Here is an 18,690-nt window from a genome sequence, read left to right as displayed (position 1 = left end):
CTGAAGCGTCAACTCCGGTCGATACTGGAGACGCGCTGAATGACGGCAACGATCGCATCGAAGATCGGGCAACGGCGCCGCATCGGCCGTGGGGCGGTGCAGGTGAGCGGATTGGGACTCGGCACGGCGCCCTTGGGCGGCCTCTACCGCGACCTGTCCGATGAAGAAGCCCACGCCACCATCGCCGCCGCGTGGGACGCCGGCGTGCGTTATTTCGACACCGCGCCGCATTACGGCAACACGAAGGCCGAGCATCGCCTGGGCGACGTCTTGCGGCGCTATCCGCGCGGCGACTACGTGCTGTCCACCAAGGTGGGCCGCCGTTTCGTGCCGCGCACCACGCCTTTCGACGACAAGGAAGGCTGGCAAAACCCGCTCCCTTTCGAAGCCATTTACGACTACACGCACGACGGCATTCTGCGCTCGTTCGAAGACAGCCAGCAGCGCCTCGGTATCGTCGATATCGACATTCTGCTGGTGCACGATATCGGCCGCGCCACGCATGGCGACAATCATCCCCATTACTGGCGGCAACTGACCGAAGGCGGCGGGTTTCGCGCGCTGGACAAATTGCGCTCGGCGGGCGCGATCAAGGCCGTCGGACTCGGCGTCAATGAAGGTGCGGTAATACTCGATGCGATGGCCGAGTTCGATATCGATTGCGCGTTGCTCGCGGGCCGTTATACGCTGCTCGAACAGACCACGCTCGACGACCTGCTGCCGGCCTGTGAAGAACGCGGCGTCAGCATCCTGTTAGGCGGCGCGTTCAACTCGGGCATTCTGGCGCGCGGCGTCGAAGGTGATCTGAAATTCAATTACGGCGAGGCGCCGCGCGAAGTGATCGAGCGCGTCGCGCGGCTCGAAGCGGTGTGCCGTGCGCACGGTGTGCCGCTGGCGGCCGCCGCCTTGCAGTTTCCGTATGCGCATCCGGCGGTCGCCACGGTGTTGACCGGCGCGCGCAGTGCCGACGAATTGCGCGAGAACGCGGCGTCGTTCGAGCAGCCGATCCCCGCGGGCTTGTGGTCCGCGTTGCGTGACGAAGGCTTGCTCGACAACCGCGCGCCCGCGCCGGAGAGTTGATTTGACGATGCTTATCGATGCCCACCAGCACTATTGGGACCCCGCTCGCGGCGACTACGAGTGGCTCACGCCGGAACTGAAGATTTTGTACCGGACGTTTGGCCCGGCGGATCTCAAACCGTTGCGAGAGCGCGTGGGCATTGAACGGACGGTGGTGGTGCAGGCGGCCCCGACCATCGACGAAACTCGCTATTTGCTGGACCTCGCGCGGCATGAGCCGTCGATTGCCGGGGTGGTCGGCTGGGTGCCGTTATTGTTGCCCACGGCGCCGGCCGTGATCGAAGCGCTGGCGCACGAGCCGAAGTTCAAGGGCGTGCGGCCGATGCTGCAGGATTTGCCCGACGATACCTGGATTACCAACCCCGATCTCGCCCCCGCGATCGAAGCGCTGATCGCACACGACCTCGCGTTCGACGGTTTGATTTACGCGCGACACGTCGAGCCTTTCGAAACGTTCGCGGCGCGGTTTCCGGCGCTGCGTATCGTGGTCGATCACGGGGCGAAGCCGCCCATCCGCTACGGGCACGCCGGTTATCCAGGCTGGGCCGACGCGATTACGCGGCTCGCGAAACTGCCGAATGTGCACTGCAAACTGTCGGGTCTCGTGACCGAGGCCTCGCCCGGCTGGACCGAGGCAACGCTACAGCCGTATGTCGAGCATCTGCTGAAGTCGTTCGGGCCGGCGCGGTTGATGTGGGGCAGCGACTGGCCGGTGCTCGATCTGAACGGCGACTATCTGCTCTGGCATTCGGTGGCAAATATGCTGCTCGGCTCCTTGAGCGAAGGCGAGCGCGAAGCCGTTTTCGGCGGCAATGCCGCTGCGTTTTATCGACTTTGATTTCTGGAAGAGACAAGCAGCAGAAGCAAAAGCAAATGCACAGCCCATTCAACTGGAGTCGTAGATGACACAAAGACTGGCCGGCAAGACGGCCCTGATCACGGCGGCAGGACAAGGCATCGGACTCGCCACCGCCGAACTCTTCGCACGCGAAGGCGCGCGTGTGATCGCCACTGACATCCGCATCGACGGACTTGCCGGCAAGCCGGTCGACGCCCGCAAGCTCGACGTGCGCGACAACGCGGCGATCAAGGCGCTGGCCGCCGAACTGGGCGCGATCGACGTGCTGTTCAACTGCGCGGGCTTCGTGCATGCGGGCAACATTCTCGAATGCAGCGAAGAGGATTGGGACTTCGCGTTCGACCTGAACGCGAAGGCGATGTACCGCACGATCCGCGCGTTCCTGCCCGCCATGCTGGACAACGGCGGCGGTTCGATCATCAATATGTCGTCGGCGGCGTCGAGCGTGAAGGGCGTGCCGAACCGCTTCGCGTACAGCGCCTCCAAGGCCGCGGTGATCGGGCTGACCAAATCCGTTGCTGCCGACTTCATCACGCGTGGTGTACGCTGTAACGCGATCTGCCCGGGCACTGTGGCTTCGCCGTCGCTCGAACAGCGGATCGTCGACCAGGCTCAGGCACAGGGCGCGACGCTGGACGCCGTGCAGGCGGCTTTCGTCGCGCGTCAGCCGATGGGCCGTATCGGCAAGCCGGAAGAGATCGCCGCATTGGCGCTGTATCTCGCGTCCGACGAATCGTCGTTCACCACGGGCCACGCGCATGTGATCGACGGCGGCTGGTCGAACTGAGGTACGCCGACCCAAGCTGAACCACGAACCGAACACCACTCAAAGGAAGTGTCAGGATGAAACTGCTTCGTTATGGGCCGAAGGGCCAGGAAAAGCCGGGCTTGCTCGACGCACAAGGCAAGATTCGCGATCTGTCGAAAGTGGTCGCCGATATCGACGGCGCCGCGCTAACCGACGAAGGTCTCGCCAGGCTGCGCGCGCTCGATCCGGCCTCGCTGCCGCTGGTCGAAGGCAATCCGCGCATGGGTCCGTGCGTCGGCAAGATCGGCAAGTTCATCTGTATCGGCTTGAATTACGCGGATCACGCGGCGGAATCGAATCTGCCGGTGCCGGCCGAACCGGTCATCTTCAACAAGTGGACGAGCGCGATCAGCGGCCCGAACGACGACGTGGAAATTCCGCGCGGCTCGAAGAAGACCGATTGGGAAGTGGAACTCGGCGTGGTGATCGGCAAGCCGGCGAAATATATCGACGAAGCCAACGCGCTCGATTACGTCGCCGGTTACTGCGTGATCAACGACGTGTCGGAACGCGAATGGCAGATCGAAAAGGGCGGCACGTGGGACAAAGGCAAGGGCTTCGACACGTTCGGCCCGATCGGCCCGTGGGTGGTGACGCGCGATGAAGTCGCCGACCCGCAGAACCTGAGCCTGTGGCTCGAAGTGGACGGCCATCGCTATCAGAACGGCAGCACCAAGACGATGGTGTTCGGCGTCGCGAAGCTGGTCTCGTACGTATCGCAGTGCATGAGCCTGCAACCGGGCGACGTGATTTCGACCGGCACGCCGCCGGGCGTCGGCATGGGCGTGAAGCCGAATCCGGTGTACCTGAAGCCGGGCCAGACGATTCGCCTGGGAATTGAAGGTCTGGGCGAGCAAACGCAGAAGACCTACGCGGCGGAGTAAGTCTCGCTGGCGAGTTTGGCTGCATGAAGAAAGGCGGTTCCTGTATCGAGCAGGAACCGCCTTTTTTGTGTGCGCCGCTGCGGTTTGATGGCGCTGCTCCGTGAGCCGTTGCGCGAGCGGAGCCGCTCGACGATCGACAGGCGAGCCGCCGGCGCGTCGCTCAGGCGCGCTGCTCGGCGAGCAAACGCGCAAGCAACGCCACCAACTGATCGACGTGCTTGTCTTCCGTGCGCCACGACGACACGCTGATGCGAAACGCCGGCCGGCCTTGCCAGACAGTCTGACCGAACCACGTTTCGCCCGACGCCTGCGCCGCTTCGCGAATCGCGACGGTCTGCGCGTCGGTCTTCGCTCGCACCAGCACCTGGTTCAGCACGACACGGTTCAACACCTCGAAGCCGGCGGCGCGCAGACCTTCGGCAATTCGCGAAGCCTGCGCGCAATGCCGGTCGACCATCTCCTGCACGCCGCTGCGCCCGAGCGAACGCAAGGCGGCCCAAATTGGAATGCCGCGCGCGCGGCGCGAGAACTCCAGGTTCAAATTCTTCTGCGCGTCATGCGCGCCGCTCAGATAGACCGCGTCACTGTTCATCGCCGCCGAGATCGCGCGCGCGTCGCGGCAGATCGCCATTGCGCCGTCGTACGGTGTGTTGAGCCACTTGTGGCCGTCGGTGGTCCAGCTATCCGCGCCGTCGATGCCCTCGGTCAGCGCCCGTTTCGACGAGGCGCGCGCCCACAGGCCGAACGCGCCATCCACGTGGACCCACGCGCCGGCCGCCTTGGCGCGAGGAATCACTTCCGCGAACGGATCGAATTCGCCGGTGTTCACTTCGCCGGCTTGCACGCAGAAGATCGTCATGTCGTCGAGCGGCGGCAACTGCGCGGGATCGATGCGGCCATGCGCATCCACGGGCGCGGCGATCACGCGCTTCATGCCGAAGCCGAGCACGCGCAACGCCTTTTTCACGGTGATATGCGCCATCTCGGAGATCACGACGCGCACCGGCGGCGCGCCGTCCAGGCCGTCGTTGTCGAAATCCCAACCCTTGCGTGCGAGCAGCGCGCGCCGCGCGGCCGCGATGCACACGAGCGTGCACGCCGTCGCGCTGGTGCCGAAGCCGATCGCCGCTTCGCGCGGCAAATCGAGCGCGTCGAGCACCCAGCGCGCCGCGATCTTCTCGATGGTGGCCGCGACCGGCGAGTTGTCGAAGGTCGACGCGCACTGGTCCCACGCGCCCATCAAACGTTCGGCCGCCGCCGCGGCCGGCAACACCGCGCCGATCACGAAGCCGTAGTAGCGCGGATCGTTCGACGCGACCGTGCCGGGCGATCCGCTTTCGTCGAGCAGGCGCAGTACGTCGGCGGGCGCGTGGCCGTGTTGCGGGAAGGCTTCATCGAAGTCCGCGAGTTGCTGAAGCGCGGCCGCGTCTGGAAACACCTGGCGTTTGCCGATACCGGCAAGGTAAGCGTGCGCGCGCTGGTCCGCGTCGGTGGCAAGTGCGAGTTCGTCCATGTGGCTCCTGAGCTGTCGGGAAGGTGGCGGCGCGGTCTCGTGAATACCGCGCGCCTACAGATTGGCGAGGTCGCGGCCGAGCTTCTGCAACTCGGCGTCGATGCGTTTGTAATAGGTGAATTTGCCGATCCGCTGCGCGCGAACGAGTCCCGCATCGGCGAGGATGCGCATGTGGCGCGTGGTCGTGGCGGGTGCGATGCCGAGCTTGTCGGTGATGAACGTGCAGCATACGCCGACCGTTTCGATATCGGCGTGGTCCTGATACGGGAAATGCAGCGTCGGCTCCTTCAGCCAGCGCATGACGGCGAGCCGGCTGGCATTCGCGAGCGCGTTGATGCGCGTGAGGTCGTCTGTCATGAGGCAGTGCGCCGAATGGAGCCATCGGTGGATAACGTTTCGTATATTAGCTAAATGACGAAACGTGAACAAGCGCCTCGATGACGGCGCGATGTGCTTCAGGAAAGGCTACGGTCTCAGTTGCCGTGTTCGTGTTCGCCGCTTTCGCTGATCCGGTTCACGGTGCCCTGCGCGACGGCAATCAGCTTTTCGCGGTTGCCTTCCATCACGAACACGTTGCATTGGCAGGTGGCCTGATGCTGGCCCGCGTAGACGACCTTTGCGCGCGCGATCAGCGTGCCGTTGATGGCCGGGCGCAGGTAATTGATCTTGTATTCCCCGGTCACGACTTTGGGCCCGAGTAGCAGCGCACCGGCGAACGTCAGTGCATTGTCGACGAGATAGCTGATGACGCCGCCATGCACGAAGCCGTGCTGTTGCCGCAACTCGTCGCGGATCGGCAGACTCAGCGTGAGTTCGTTGGTGCCCGTGTGCATCAACTCTGCGCCCAACAGCATGCTGAACGGCTGGGCATGCAGTGCGCCGCGCGCCCGGTCGAGGAGGTCGGTCATTGTGAGTCCTTCGGGCATAGCCCGCGGTGGCAATCTGCACTGGCCTGCGTCGTGCAGTCCCTACCCACTCTAGGAAGCGCGCACGCGCCGCGTCAAGGGGAATCGGTAATTTGCTCCATGCATTGTTGTGCGAAGTGATTGCAATGGTGAAGTTGGCCGATGTAAAGGGGACGTAAGACGATCTTTGATGGAATTGGTCTCAAGCGCGGCTCGGCGATGCCGTTAACCCTGACGTAGCTCCCGTTATTCTTTGCCTTCAGGTATTCACGATGTTCAGCAAGATCAAGGTCGCATCCGGCCTGTTGTGTGTTCTGGCCGCATTCTGCGTTTTCCAGCTTGTCACGGTCGGTTTGGGGTTCTGGTCGCTCACGCGTACCCACGACGACGTGAACGATCTGTCTAACATCGCCTTGAAGCAGGTGGACGCGGTCAACGAAACGACCCAGCATCTGATGGACGCGCGCATCAATCTCTCGCGCGCCGGCACGCGCATGGTGCGGGGCGGCTCCGAGCCGACCGACATCGTGCAGCACGCCCGCGAACAGTTGACGGCCGCCGACCAGTCGTTCGCGGCCTTCATGAGCGCCCCCAAGACCGGCGACGAGAACGGCGCCCGTGCCGCGGCCCTCGCCGAGCGCTACAAGAAGCTACACGACGCGCTCGCGGAGCTGGTGCAGTTTCTCGACGCGAACAACATTCAGGCCTTTCTCGACCAGCCGACCCAGTCGTTCCAGGACGCCTACCTCGGCGAGTCGCATAACTTCGTGCAGTTCGGCAACGCGGCGAGCCGCGCATCGCTCGATTCGATCGATACGCGCATGGCCACGTTTCGCGCCGTCAGCATCGTGATCCTGCTGGCGCTGGTGGCCGGCACGTTCGCCGTCTATGCGGCGCTGCGCCGGGGCGTGGTGGCGCCGCTGGAAGAAGCGGGCCGACACTTCGACCGTATCGCGCAAGGCCGCCTCGACCAGCCGATCGCCGCGCGCGGCACCAATGAGATCGGCCGGCTGTTCTCGGGCCTCGCGAAAATGCAGGCGAGCGTCGCGCGTACCGTGCAAACCGTGCGCGAATCCGCGGACTCGATCCACCTCGGCGCCGACGAAATCGCGACCGGCAACGCCGACTTGTCGGCGCGCACGGAAAGCCAGGCGGCGTCGCTGGAAGAAACCGCGTCGAGCATGGAGGAATTGACCGCCACCGTGCGTCAGAACGCCGAGCACGCCCGGGAGGCCAATGCGCTCGCCGAAACCGCGCTTGAGGCGACCTCGCGCGGCAGCGAAGTGGTCAACGAGGTGGTCGACAAGATGCGCGGCATCGCGCAGAGCTCGGACAAGATCGCCGAGATCATTTCGGTGATCGACGGCATCGCGTTCCAGACCAATATTCTCGCGCTCAACGCGGCCGTGGAAGCGGCCCGCGCCGGCGAGCAGGGGCGCGGCTTCGCCGTGGTGGCGGGCGAGGTGCGCGGCCTCGCGCAGCGCAGCGCGCAATCGGCGAAGGAAATCAAAACGCTGATCAGCGAATCGGTCGCCGAGATTCAGGGCGGTTCGGCGCTGGTCGAGCATGCCGGGGAAGCGATGAGCAACGTGTCCGCCTCGATTTCGCGCGTCACGCAGATGATGGCGGAAATCAGCGCGTCGTCGCTCGAGCAGAGCACGGGTATCGAGCAGGTCAACCAGGCGGTGGTGCAGATGGATGAGATGACGCAGCAGAACGCGGCGCTCGTCGAACAGGCCGCAGCAGCGGCGGCTTCGCTGCATCAGCAGACGCAGCAGTTAAAGCAGGCGGTTTCCGTGTTCGAAATTTCGGAATCTGTGTTGCGCACGCAACAATTCGACGAGGCGCGTGGCCCATCAGCCGATTTTTCGTTGTCCGGCATGCGCGCGATTTAGCCCTCTCAAGCACAAAAAACTAAACCGTCAGACAAAGAAAATGGCCCGCCAAAGCGGGCCATTTTGCATTAGACGCAAGCGCCTAAGGGTGCCTCAAAGTACCTGACGGTACTTAGGCCGGCTGGATGTTCGCAGCTTGCTTGCCCTTCGGGCCTTGCTTAACTTCAAACGTCACTTTTTGGTTTTCCTGCAGGGACTTGAAGCCGCTGCCTTGAACTTCCGAAAAGTGCGCGAACAGGTCTTCGCCGCCGTCGTCCGGCGTGATGAAGCCAAAGCCCTTTGCATCGTTAAACCACTTCACAGTACCTGTTGCCATTTTTAATCCAGTAAATGTTGTGTGTTGCATTCGCGACCGCTATTTCTCAACGCGAGATCGAGCGCGAAGTAGGAGTTGTATCACGTCTTTATGACGGACGCCAACCAACCAGTATTCGGGTATTCCCCCGCATCGGCATTTTTCCGGCTTGGGAAGCAATTGGAAGGCCGCTCCGCCCGGTAGGGTAAACTGCTTGTATTACTCTTCCAGGAAAAACATTGACACATTATTTGCAAGAAGAACTTACCTCGTTCTGGAGTCGTTTGACCCCCTATCTGGCGATATTGGAGTCTAAATCCCCTCAAGAAGGCGCCCCGGACCCGATCGGCCGTATTACGGTCGATACCGCGGACCGCCAGGCTTTCGCCCTCCACACGACCGATCGCAAGCCGCATGGCGACGCATCGGACACCCCCACCGGGCAAAGCGCAACTTATATGCGTTTTAAATCTGCCGACACCGGTTGGAGCACCTGGCAGCGCGAAGAGTACTGATCGGCCAGGCGGTCGGCTTTTTGTCCGGACCCGTCATGACGTCGTGAGATCGCGGCCGGCGCCAGCCGGCTTCGCGATCGCTCGGGTGCCCAAGTCGCGGACGCTACCGGGGTTGGTCGAGTTTTTAGCGGCCTCGGCAGCGTCGGACAGGTTGGTGGGCGGACACAAGACAGCCGCACGATGCGCGTCTCACCGGCGGCCTTACGCCGGCAAGGCCTCATAGGCGGTCGCCAGGTGGTAAGGCGTGGTCGACGGCATGTCTGCCCGGGCCACCTCACCGGCCGGCGTTTTGCACTCGAACCAGCCCTGCGGACGCAGGAAGCGTTGTTGGAACCGTTCGATTTGCCGGGGCAGCGCGGCGAGCGCCGTCTGTTCGTCCTGGCTTGCCAGCGCACGCAGATACTCGGTTTGCGCCCAGATCCGCTGGGTCGCGTCCTTCACCCGCCCGGTTTCATCAAGCGAGGCGCACACGCCGCCTGTCTCCCGGTCCACCCCATGTTGCTGCGCGAAGCTGAACGCTCGTGGCATCGCTTCGGCAAGACCGGAACCTTCGAACACGGCGCCCGCCTGCTTGACCAGCCAGAACCATTCGAACTGATGACCGGGTTCCAGACGGTTCTCGGCCGCACCGATCGGCAGTTCCGCGATGCAACCCGTAGGCGCGTGCAGGAAGTGACGGGCGACCGCGCCGGCGAGGCGCCGCAATGCGGCGTCGAAAGCGTTGTCGTGCGTGGCTTCGCGAGCGGCCAGCCAGGCTTCGGTCAGGTGCATCAAAGGATTCTGGATCGGCGTGCCCGTCACGCCGGCGAAGTCCGCGGTCAGCGCGGCGTTGAACAGATCGCCTTCGGCGGCGAAGTTCGACTGGATCACCGCCGACGTGCGATGCACGAGCTCCAGCGCGTCGGGATTGCCGGAGCGCCGGCCAAATTCCGCGCAGGCAAACACGACGAATGCGTGCGTGTATAGATCCTTGGTGGTGTCGAGCGGTGCGCCTTGCGGATCGACGCTGAAGAACCATCCGCCGTGGCGGGTGTCCTGAAAGGTACGCGTCAACGAATCGAACAGCACTTGCGCGTGAGCTTCGTCGCCCGCCTGGGAGAAGACGAACAATTGCCGCGCGCAGGCCATGGCCCGGTAACGCTCGGCAGGTAGCGGCTGATGGCCTTCAGCGCTAACCGCTTCGTAGGGCAGCTTCAGTGCGGCGTTGAATCCCGGGCCCCGCCACATGGGCAGCACCACGCCTGTGAAGTGGTCGCGCAGCCTCTTCGCGAGGGCGATGGTGGAAGCGGCGGAAGGGTTCGTGCTCTGCATAGTCAAATTGGTCAAACGCGTATTTCGAAGGGCCTACGGGCGCGTGCCGTAGCCAAAGTTGCAGCGCGGCGCATTCGCCGGCCAACCTGTTGGTGAGCGCGGATGCTACCTGCTTTGCCGGCAGCCAAGCCGAAATCAGCACCACGACTCGCAGTGCGCCCGGCTCAACCTGCCTGGCAACCCGCCTGGCAACCCGCCTCGCGGCGTGCGGCCTAGCATAAAGCAAACAGGTCCCGCCGGCACTCCGGCGCCGGTGCGGAAAACATCTCAAATAATTGCCGATAAGGAGGAAAAACAATGTTGGGGAATTTCGAACTCATCGCCCGTCTGGGGCTGGCCGCGGCGCTCGGCAGTGTCATCGGCTTCGAGCGGGAGCGGCTTTCGTGGGCCGCGGGTCTACGAACGCACATGCTCGTGTGCGTCGGTTCGACGCTCATCATGATCGTCTCGGCCTACGGTTTTGCCGAAGTGCTGGGCGGGGAGCACGTGGTGCTCGACCCGTCGCGGATGGCCGCGCAGGTCGTGTCGGGCATCGGCTTTCTCGGCGCGGGTTCGATCCTGCTGCGCGGCGAGATCGTGTGCGGCCTGACGACGGCGGCGAGCCTCTGGTCGGTCGCCGCCATCGGGCTGGCGGTGGGCGGCGGGCTGTACACCGCGTCGATCGCGGCGACCATCATCATTCTGATCATCCTTGCCGGCATCAAGCCGCTCGAGCGCCGCTTCATCACGGTCAAGCAGCGGCGCCAACTGACGATGATCGTCGATCGCGGCACTATGACGTTCCACTCGCTGCACGACGAACTCGGCGCCGCAAGCCCGCGCGTCAAACAGTTCGTGATGCAGCAAAGCGAGGACGCGCCCGAATGCGACGAGGTGATGATCACCTTGCATCGCGTGTCGAATACGGAATATGAGGCGATCTGCGGCCGCTTGCGACAACTGCACGGCGTGAAGCAGTTCCGGCAGGACGACGCGACTTCGTGAAAACGGAAAATCCTCGGCGAATGGCTTCGGCGGGCGCGGGCGGCCATGCGACAATGCGGTCTCGAAAAATTCCAACGGCATTGACGAGCGGTGCTCGGCGCCCGCTTTCCGGCGACGACCGCTTTTTTCTCTATGGCAGATTCCGTAGCATCCACGCAGTCCCGGCCTTCGCGCACAGCTTCGAAGAAGCGGCGTCAGGCCACCGTCTCGACCGAAACTGAAAACAAGCTGGCGCGCGCCGCGCGCTCTGCACAACGTCTCGCGCAACTGAGCGACGCCTCTCGCGACGACAGCACGCTCGACCTGTTCCCCGACGATCCCACCCGCGCCACGCTGGAAGCGATGAATATCGACATCCGGCAAGGCACGCTGCACGGTTTCGAGTTACCCGATGTAGTGCTGGCGGCGGTCGGCGCGATCGATGCCGGCGACAGCGGGCCGCTCGACGCGCGCTCGGCGCGCCGCGCGCCCCGCGCCGCGAAGTCCGATGAACCGATGCCGGTCAACGCGCAACTGAGCGGGCTCGAAATGGAGCCGCTGGCGGCGACGGCTTCGCCGGTCGGTGAATTGGCTTTGGGCGACACGAAGTCGGCAACGGATGCTAATGCCGACGAGAAACCGGCGGCGCCGTTGACGCCAGCCATGGCGGCAGCAACCGTGGCGCGCAGCGTGACCGCGCTGCGCCAGGCGTCCGAGGCGGGCGCGACGACGGGTGCGTCGACTGATGCCGCGTCCGCGCAGACCTTGGGCGGCAGCAATGCGCCGCAACGTTTTGCTGCGACTTTCGCCAAGGCGGCATCGGCATCGGCATCGGCTTCGGCATCGCGAGAAGCGACTTCAGTTGAACCCCCGAATACGGTGGATGAAACCGCTTCGGCGCAGGCGAGCGCTGCATCCGCCGAGCCGACGCCTGCCGCGCAGACATCGACGAATTCATCGGCATCCGCACAAGCGAGCGCCGAGTTCGCCGCGCCGTGGCGCGAAGCCCGGCGCGCCGAAGCGGCCGCGGCCGCGCTGCGCGCCGCGCCGGAACTCGATCGCGCGCGGGCCACCGCCTTCGCCGATACCGTCGACGCGCTGTATGGCGTGATCGCCGATCAGCGCCGCGCCGCGACCGATCATTCGCGCCGCATGAAGTGGATGCTGTCGATCGTGGTGGGCGCGTTGCTGGTGACGGTTGCGATCGGCATCACGCAGACCGTGTTGCTGATGCGCCTGACGCGTGAAACCACTGCCCAGCAGCATCGCATCGAACAGATGATGGAGAACCAGCAAGCGGCGATGGCCAGTTTGCTCGACACGCATATGGCGATGGCGAATGCCGCGGCCGCCAGTGCCGCTTCCGGCGCGGCCGCGGCCGCCGCCGCCACTTCTCCGCAAGCTGCCGTCACGGCGGCGCATACCAAACGCGCCGCGCGGGCGCAGCATTCGCATAGGCCGAAAGCGGTTATTCCGCAGTGATGGTCAGTGACCGCCGCGCTGGTAACGCACCGGCCGCGGCGATCCGAACAACGATCGCCGACCGGCGGTGCTCTTGCTCCCTTCCCCTCTCAAAGCCGGTTTCAACAGAAATCGCGTCAAGACCGCGCTGCGCGCGACTCTCCCTTCCGGCCCTGAATGCCCGAAAACGGGGACGTTGTCATGATGCGACGCACAATGTGGGAAATGCGCCGTGACAAGACGCCACGCCAAAAAATTGCTGCATTGCACTAGCGTTACTCTAGGGAAAACCCTATAATGCTTCTTAAGGGAAAACCCTAGCTAATGCAGTAACCAACCGGGAGTCGCCATGAGCTTCATCTTTGCATTGTTCCAAAAGGTCAGCGACCTCTTTGCGTCGCCCCATCTGCCGCTGGACGCTGAGTACTCGTACGAAGCACGCAGCCGCGAAGCAGAACGCGTGCGCAGGGCACAAGCCACGTTGTTCGGCATCAAGCTGACCGACTAAAAGCCACGCTGCACCGGCCTGAGGCGCGGATTACCGCGTACGGGCGCGCACTTCGGGTGCGCATCGCATGATTGAAGCCACAGTTCGCGAAACGCGTACCGTGGCTTTTGTTTTTTGGGGCCCATTTTTCGCCCGCAGGCCTGCTGTCCGAATATTTCTACCCCGGAATGAATGTAACGGCGGCTGACACTGCGCCGGTTTGCCGCACGGTCAAATCATCTCGCATGGCCTGACGGACGGGCGTAGACCGCTAAAACGCTGACCGTTCATTCGTCCCTTTCTTTGAAATGAGCGCTTACAAGTGCTCACGTCTTCACGCGGTTTGCGCCGCTAAAGTTGGTCTCAAGCGTACGGCGTCTGGTTCGAGCCTGACATTGCAGTTCGAGGCCGAACGAGCACGGACGCCGGCTTGATACAAAACTTTGATGGGAGGTCACAATGAAAACCTTTAACAAGACATCGCGTTCGATCATTGCAACGCTGCTGGCGGGCGGCGCGCTGCTCGCAGCCGGCAGCGCATTCGCCCAGGAACGGGTGGTCGTGGAGAACGGTCCGGGACCGGCGGTCTACGGTCAGCCGCACATGACGCCGGTGGGCGTGTCGATCAATATCGGCTGGCATGGCGATCGTTACTACGACGGCCACCGCTACTGGGCTCATGACGACTGGATGCGCCATCACCCGCACGATTACGACCCGCACCACCACGGCGACCATCGTCCGCCGCCGCAGCGCTACTAATGGCCGAATGACGGCGCCGCGCGACGCGGCGTGAAGCGCACAAAGCCGGTCCTTCCTCGCGGAAGACCGGCTTTGTCGCGTTCGGCCTTGAGAATCGGCGCGCTGCGCTATGCTTCGAAGCTTTTATCGACGGCAGCGGGAGAGCGGCGTGGACAAGGCAGTCATAGGGGTAGTTGGCACAGGATTGATGGGCGTCGGCATTGCGACGCAAAGCGCGCTGCACGGACACAGAACGATCGTCCACGACGTCGATCCGGCGCGTCTTGCGAGCGTTGCTTCGAAAGCGGAAGCGGTGCTCGACGAGCTGATCGACGCCGGGCGCATCGATCAGGCGGCACGGCAAGCGGCGTTGGCGCGCATCGAAACCCATGCGCAACTCGACGTGATGGCGTCGGCGCAATTCGTGATCGAGGCCATTCCCGAAGTGCTCGAACTGAAGCATCGCCTGTATGCGGCGCTGACTGAGTTGCTCTCCGATGACGCGATTCTCGCGAGCAATACCAGCGGTTTCCCGCCTGATCAACTGGTCACGCCGTTGCGCGCGAAAGAGCGCTTCGTGATCGCGCATTTCTGGAACCCGCCGCACATGATTCCGCTCGTTGAAGTCGTGCCGGGCACGGCGACCGCGCCGGAAGTGACCCAGCAGACCGCCGCGTTGATGAGCGCGATCGGCATGGAGCCGGTGGTGCTGGCGAAGGCGATTCCGGGCTTTGTCGGCAATCGCTTGCAGTTCGCGGTGCTGCGCGAGGCGTTGAACATTGTCCGCTCCGGGGCGGCGACGCCTGACGTGGTCGACCGCGTGATGAAGGCGTCGCTCGGACGCCGCTGGGGGATCGTTGGGCCGCTCGAGGGTGCGGATATGGGCGGGCTCGACACCTTCCTCGATATCTCCACGCATCTGATGCCCGAACTGGCCAAAGACGAAGACGTGCTCGACTTATTGCGCGAGCAGGTCGACGCGGGGCGCGTCGGCGTGCGCAGCGGCGCCGGTTTCTACGAATGGGACGACGCGCATCTGGCGCAGGTGAAAGAAGGACGCCGCCGCGTGATCAGTCGCGGTTGATGAACGGACACGGCGACGGCGGCTGATTGCGGAACGGGGGCGAGGCTTCTTGCGCATCATCACGGCCTCACCGGAAATGGCGCGGGGTGCCTTGCGGGAAATGCCATGCCCAGCAGCGGCCGCCGCTCTGCTGTATAAATGCCCTCTAGCCCACAATCCAGCCTCAATCCGTCAAGCCGACTCAGCGCCATGTCCCACTACTTCTACGATCCCGCCACGGGCCACGGCCTTGCGCACGATCCCTTCAAAGCCATCGTCGCACCGCGGCTGATCGGCTGGATTTCGTCGCGCGACGCCGAAGGTACTTTGAATCTCGCGCCATACAGTTTCTTCGGCGCGTTCGCCACCTTCCCGGCGATCATCGGTTTTTGCAGCGAAGGTCGTAAAGACAGCGTCACCAACATAGAAGCCACCGGCGAATTCGTCTGGAACCTGGCCACCAAACCGCTCGCCGAGCAGATGAACCGTTCGTCGGCGCCGGTCGCGCCGTCTGTCGACGAATTCGCACTCGCGGGTCTCACGCCTGCGCCGGGCCGTAACGTCGCCGTGCCGCACGTCGCCGAATCGCCGGCCGCGCTCGAGTGCAAGTTGCTGCAAGTGGTGCGTCTGCATACACTCGACGGCAAACCGATGGACAACTACCTGTCGCTCGGCCAGGTGGTCGGCGTGCACATCAACGAGGCCTATCTGAAAGACGGCCTGTTCGACACGCATGCGGCGCAGCCGATCATGCGCGCCGGCTATCGCGGGGACTATGCGGAAATCGGCGACATGTTCCAGATGTTCCGCCCGAGCGCCTAAGCACCGCAGCGTTTGAAACCAGATCGCGCCGCGCGAGGCGGCGCGGCAATCAGCGCAGCGCCTGCGAATCGTGCAAAACCGGCTCCAGTGGACTGGCCCGCTTGATGCTTGCAACCGACGCTCCAATGCGTCGTTTTCAACTGCCGGCTCACTCGCGAGGAGCGCGATCATGTCCACCGAATTCGCCACGCAATTCAGCCATGTCCGTCCGCAAGACACGTCCTACGTGGATCAGGGCTTACGCGACTTTTTTCTCTACCGTGATTTAGGCATCGCGCAGGCGACCGGCGGCAAGGTGCTCGCGCAACTCGTCAAGGCGAATCACGCACCAGAGCAAGGCACCGGCTGGCACCGTCATGAGGCCGATTTCCACATTGTGATCATGCTGAAGGGCTGGGCGCGCTTCATGTACGGCGACAAGGAGACGCTCGTCGCCGCCGGCGATTGCGTGCATCAGGCGCCGGGCATCGTTCACTATCTGTTCGATTATTCGGAAGATATGGAGTACATCGAAATCGTCTCACCGGCCGATTTCAAATCGATCGACGTCGAAGGGCCGTGTGACGTGCCGGCGGTGACGCCCTGGAAGGGCGTCGCGGCATAGCGAAGGGAACGCGTCTGCGTGTGCAGCGCGCATCAACGCGCGGCCACGCACGCAGACCTCCCGCCGACACAGCGCCGCTAAAGGCGCTGGGAAAGCGCCACGAAAGCACCAAGAAACGCGCATTACGCTGCAGGCGGCCGCCTGCGCGGAGCGCGTGGCGTCTGCGGCTTGATGGCAGCGGCCGAACTTTCACTCGGCGCAGCACCCGATCCATTCGACCCGACCCTCACCGCCGCATCCACTTCCACATCGACCACCGCCGTCGCGGCCGGCGCTGCCGCCGTGACCTCGGCAGCCTTGGCCGCGGGCACTGGCTGGATCGTGCGCGCCCGCGATCCGACCAACACCGCGCGCGGCTCATTGTCGTAAATCACGGCCCGTACGCGCGGATAGATTTGCCGCTCCCAGCGGTGTCCATTGAACACGCCGTAATGCCCGACGCCGGTCTGCACGTGGTGCGTCTTCAGATAGGGCCGCAATTTGTCGCACATGTCTTGCGCCGCGAGCGTCTGCCCGACGGCGCAGATATCGTCCTTCTCGCCTTCCACCGTGAGCAAGGCCGTGCGGCGAATTTTCGACGGCTCGACGAGACGCCCCTTGACTTCGAGCGCATGCATCGGCAGCGCATGCCGCTGAAAAACCGTATCGACGGTTTCCAGGTAGAAGTCGGCGGTCAGGTCCATCGTCGCGAAGTATTCTTCGTAGAACGTGTGAATCGTGTCGGCTTTAGCAGGATCGCCTTTGGCGCGTTCGTAATGCATCGTCTCGAACGAATCGAGATGGCGGTTGAGATTCATCGCCATGAACGCGGTCAACTGTACGAAGCCCGGATACACGCGCCGGTGCGCGCCCGCAAAACCGAACGGCACCGCGCTGATCAGATTCTGCTCGAACCACTCGATCGGCTTGCTCTTCGCGAGGTCGTTGACGCGCGTCGGGTTGATGCGGGTGTCGAGCGGACCGGCCATCAGCGTCATGCTCGCAGGCTGCGCGGGATGATCGTCGGCGGCCATGAGCGCGACCGCAGCCAGCGCGGCGACTGTCGGCTGGCACACGGCCAGCAGATGCGCGCCGGGCCCGATCGCTTCAGTGAAGTCGATCACGTGCTGCACGAATTCGTCGAAGCCGAAGCGGCCCTGGCTCAATGGAACGTCGCGCGGGTTGTGCCAGTCGGTGATGTAGACGTCGTGTTCGGTCAGCATGGTGCGCACAGTGCCACGCAGCAGTGTCGCAAAGTGACCGGACATGGGTGCGATCACCAGCACACGGGGCTGCGGCACCGACGGCGGGGTCTGCTTACGGAAATGCAGCAGCGAGCAGAATGGCGTGTGCGCCGCGACTTCTTCGACGATCGCCACGGATTTGCCCTCTGACACCACGCTATCGATGTCGAACGGCGGCCGCACGGGCGTGAGACCGGCGAGTGTCAACAATTCGCAGGCGGCGCGGATCGATCGGCCATGCGACGTTTCGCCGAACGCGGGCCACGCGTCGAGCGAATGATTCATCAGTGCCGCACCGTGCCGCATGGGCAGCATCATGTCGGCGAAAGCCTGATATGTGGGATATGCGAACAGGTTCATAACCTTCGCACGAATGCTGAAGAGGATGGAACCCAAATAGAGGCAAGTCATGTGCCAATCAGCATAAGCACGGGGGCGGCCCTGCCTGCACGTTGGCATAGCATTTGCGCGAGTCAGGGCAACGGGCCGAAATTGCCGCGCTTTGGTGCGCGCGCGCACGGCAACGTGCACGCACGGCGTCAGGCGTCGACCGAACGCCTCATCTGGAGGAGAATCGTATGGCGAATACCACGCTCACTATCAGCAGCAAGAATTATTCGTCGTGGTCGTTGCGCGGCTGGCTGTTGACCCGGTTCAGCGGATTGCCTTTCGAAGAAGTCGTCATGCCGATCGACGATCCAGCGGCACGCGCCGAACTGCTGCTGCTGTCGCCATCGATATTGGTGCCGTGCCTCGTTCACGACGGCATCGAGATCTGGGACACGCTGGCGATTGCCGAATATCTGAACGAACTCAAACCGGACGCGAAGCTGCTGCCAGAAGACATTCGCGCACGCGCGCATTGCCGCTCGATTTGCGGCGAGATGCATTCGGGTTTCGGCTCCCTGCGCTCGGCCTTGCCGATGAACCTCAAAGCGCATTTTCCAGGCTTCAAGGTGTGGGCGCGCGCTCAATCGGACATCGACCGGATCGTGACGATCTGGAGCGAGTGCCTCAAGCAGTATGGCGGGCCGTTTCTGTTCGGCGAGCGGACCACGGCGGACGCGATGTACGCGCCCGTGGTGACGCGATTCGTCACCTACGACGTCAAACTCGATCCGGAAATCGTCGAATACGGACAGCGGATCATGGCGCTGCCCGAGATGCAGGAGTGGATCGCCGACGCGCAACAGGAAGTGGAAGAGATCGACGAGCTGGACGTCGAATTCTGAAGCGGGTGTATTGAAGAAACGCTGTTGCT

At 63.6% G+C, this 18,690-nt stretch carries 20 protein-coding genes; 14 read left to right on the top strand and 6 right to left on the bottom strand.

What is annotated here, in order from left to right; translation table 11 throughout:
- Nucleotides 1-39 precede the first annotated feature (39 nt).
- The 4 genes from BLW71_RS28990 (at nucleotide 40) to BLW71_RS28975 (ending at nucleotide 3,631) form a co-directional block, all read left to right on the top strand.
- Nucleotides 40-1,080, top strand: a complete 1,041-nt coding sequence (locus BLW71_RS28990) for an aldo/keto reductase (protein WP_091805115.1) — start codon at nucleotides 40-42, stop codon at nucleotides 1,078-1,080.
- A gap of 7 nt (nucleotides 1,081-1,087) precedes the next feature.
- Complete coding sequence (locus tag BLW71_RS28985; RefSeq protein WP_091809021.1) at nucleotides 1,088-1,918, top strand: amidohydrolase family protein; 831 nt, start codon at nucleotides 1,088-1,090, stop codon at nucleotides 1,916-1,918.
- 64 nt (nucleotides 1,919-1,982) lie between these two features.
- The gene (locus BLW71_RS28980; RefSeq protein ID WP_091805112.1) at nucleotides 1,983-2,726 is read left to right on the top strand and encodes an SDR family oxidoreductase; all 744 of its coding nucleotides are present in this window, start codon (nucleotides 1,983-1,985) and stop codon (nucleotides 2,724-2,726) included.
- 56 nt (nucleotides 2,727-2,782) lie between these two features.
- On the top strand, nucleotides 2,783-3,631 hold the full coding sequence (locus BLW71_RS28975; RefSeq protein WP_091805109.1) for an ureidoglycolate lyase: 849 nt from the start codon (nucleotides 2,783-2,785) through the stop codon (nucleotides 3,629-3,631).
- 160 nt (nucleotides 3,632-3,791) lie between these two features.
- Here BLW71_RS28975 and BLW71_RS28970 read toward each other — a convergent pair whose 3' ends face one another.
- The 3 genes from BLW71_RS28970 to BLW71_RS28960 form a co-directional block, all read right to left on the bottom strand.
- Complete coding sequence (locus BLW71_RS28970) at nucleotides 3,792-5,144, bottom strand: pyridoxal phosphate-dependent decarboxylase family protein (protein ID WP_091805106.1); 1,353 nt, start codon at nucleotides 5,142-5,144, stop codon at nucleotides 3,792-3,794.
- Between the two features lie 54 nt (nucleotides 5,145-5,198).
- A complete protein-coding gene (locus BLW71_RS28965) occupies nucleotides 5,199-5,501 on the bottom strand; it encodes an ArsR/SmtB family transcription factor (RefSeq protein WP_091805103.1) in 303 nt (100 codons plus the stop codon).
- Nucleotides 5,502-5,617: 116 nt separating this feature from the next.
- The gene (locus BLW71_RS28960; RefSeq protein ID WP_091805101.1) at nucleotides 5,618-6,052 is read right to left on the bottom strand and encodes a PaaI family thioesterase; all 435 of its coding nucleotides are present in this window, start codon (nucleotides 6,050-6,052) and stop codon (nucleotides 5,618-5,620) included.
- Nucleotides 6,053-6,321: 269 nt separating this feature from the next.
- Between BLW71_RS28960 and BLW71_RS28955 the strand changes: the two genes are divergently transcribed.
- Nucleotides 6,322-7,944, top strand: coding sequence for a methyl-accepting chemotaxis protein (locus BLW71_RS28955; protein ID WP_091805098.1), 1,623 nt, complete (start codon nucleotides 6,322-6,324; stop codon nucleotides 7,942-7,944).
- 112 nt (nucleotides 7,945-8,056) lie between these two features.
- Here the strand turns inward: BLW71_RS28955 and BLW71_RS28950 are convergent, their stop codons facing one another.
- Nucleotides 8,057-8,260, bottom strand: a complete 204-nt coding sequence (locus BLW71_RS28950) for a cold-shock protein (protein WP_007178724.1) — start codon at nucleotides 8,258-8,260, stop codon at nucleotides 8,057-8,059.
- A 218-nt stretch (nucleotides 8,261-8,478) separates the two neighbouring features.
- Between BLW71_RS28950 and BLW71_RS28945 the strand changes: the two genes are divergently transcribed.
- Nucleotides 8,479-8,754: a hypothetical protein gene (locus tag BLW71_RS28945; RefSeq protein ID WP_091805096.1), complete on the top strand. Its 276-nt coding sequence runs from the start codon at nucleotides 8,479-8,481 to the stop codon at nucleotides 8,752-8,754.
- A gap of 201 nt (nucleotides 8,755-8,955) precedes the next feature.
- Here the strand turns inward: BLW71_RS28945 and BLW71_RS28940 are convergent, their stop codons facing one another.
- Nucleotides 8,956-10,065 carry an AGE family epimerase/isomerase gene (locus tag BLW71_RS28940; protein ID WP_091805093.1) on the bottom strand — a complete coding sequence of 370 codons (1,110 nt, stop codon included), beginning with the start codon at nucleotides 10,063-10,065 and terminating at the stop codon, nucleotides 8,956-8,958.
- A gap of 297 nt (nucleotides 10,066-10,362) precedes the next feature.
- Between BLW71_RS28940 and BLW71_RS28935 the strand changes: the two genes are divergently transcribed.
- The 7 genes from BLW71_RS28935 (at nucleotide 10,363) to BLW71_RS28910 (ending at nucleotide 16,206) form a co-directional block, all read left to right on the top strand.
- Nucleotides 10,363-11,049: an MgtC/SapB family protein gene (locus BLW71_RS28935; protein WP_091805090.1), complete on the top strand. Its 687-nt coding sequence runs from the start codon at nucleotides 10,363-10,365 to the stop codon at nucleotides 11,047-11,049.
- 132 nt (nucleotides 11,050-11,181) lie between these two features.
- Complete coding sequence (locus BLW71_RS28930; RefSeq protein ID WP_091809019.1) at nucleotides 11,182-12,510, top strand: hypothetical protein; 1,329 nt, start codon at nucleotides 11,182-11,184, stop codon at nucleotides 12,508-12,510.
- Between the two features lie 328 nt (nucleotides 12,511-12,838).
- A complete protein-coding gene (locus BLW71_RS41790; protein ID WP_177205136.1) occupies nucleotides 12,839-12,997 on the top strand; it encodes a hypothetical protein in 159 nt (52 codons plus the stop codon).
- Nucleotides 12,998-13,435: 438 nt separating this feature from the next.
- Nucleotides 13,436-13,738 carry a hypothetical protein gene (locus BLW71_RS28925; RefSeq protein WP_091805087.1) on the top strand — a complete coding sequence of 101 codons (303 nt, stop codon included), beginning with the start codon at nucleotides 13,436-13,438 and terminating at the stop codon, nucleotides 13,736-13,738.
- A gap of 109 nt (nucleotides 13,739-13,847) precedes the next feature.
- A complete protein-coding gene (locus BLW71_RS28920) occupies nucleotides 13,848-14,801 on the top strand; it encodes a 3-hydroxyacyl-CoA dehydrogenase family protein (protein WP_177205135.1) in 954 nt (317 codons plus the stop codon).
- A 189-nt stretch (nucleotides 14,802-14,990) separates the two neighbouring features.
- Nucleotides 14,991-15,602 (top strand): flavin reductase family protein, encoded by a 612-nt coding sequence (locus BLW71_RS28915; RefSeq protein ID WP_091805081.1) that lies wholly within the window; start codon nucleotides 14,991-14,993, stop codon nucleotides 15,600-15,602.
- A gap of 169 nt (nucleotides 15,603-15,771) precedes the next feature.
- Nucleotides 15,772-16,206 carry a cupin domain-containing protein gene (locus tag BLW71_RS28910; protein WP_091805079.1) on the top strand — a complete coding sequence of 145 codons (435 nt, stop codon included), beginning with the start codon at nucleotides 15,772-15,774 and terminating at the stop codon, nucleotides 16,204-16,206.
- Nucleotides 16,207-16,328: 122 nt separating this feature from the next.
- Here BLW71_RS28910 and BLW71_RS28905 read toward each other — a convergent pair whose 3' ends face one another.
- On the bottom strand, nucleotides 16,329-17,789 hold the full coding sequence (locus BLW71_RS28905; RefSeq protein WP_091809016.1) for a polyhydroxyalkanoate depolymerase: 1,461 nt from the start codon (nucleotides 17,787-17,789) through the stop codon (nucleotides 16,329-16,331).
- 218 nt (nucleotides 17,790-18,007) lie between these two features.
- Between BLW71_RS28905 and BLW71_RS28900 the strand changes: the two genes are divergently transcribed.
- Entirely contained in the window at nucleotides 18,008-18,661 is a 654-nt protein-coding gene (locus tag BLW71_RS28900) for a glutathione S-transferase family protein (protein ID WP_091805076.1), read from the top strand.
- Nucleotides 18,662-18,690 lie beyond the last annotated feature (29 nt).

The organism is Burkholderia sp. WP9, from assembly GCF_900104795.1.
In the GTDB taxonomy this organism is placed as follows: Bacteria; Pseudomonadota; Gammaproteobacteria; order Burkholderiales; family Burkholderiaceae; genus Paraburkholderia.
Note: the sequence above shows the minus strand (reverse complement) of the source record. Positions and strands in the feature narration are given on the sequence as shown.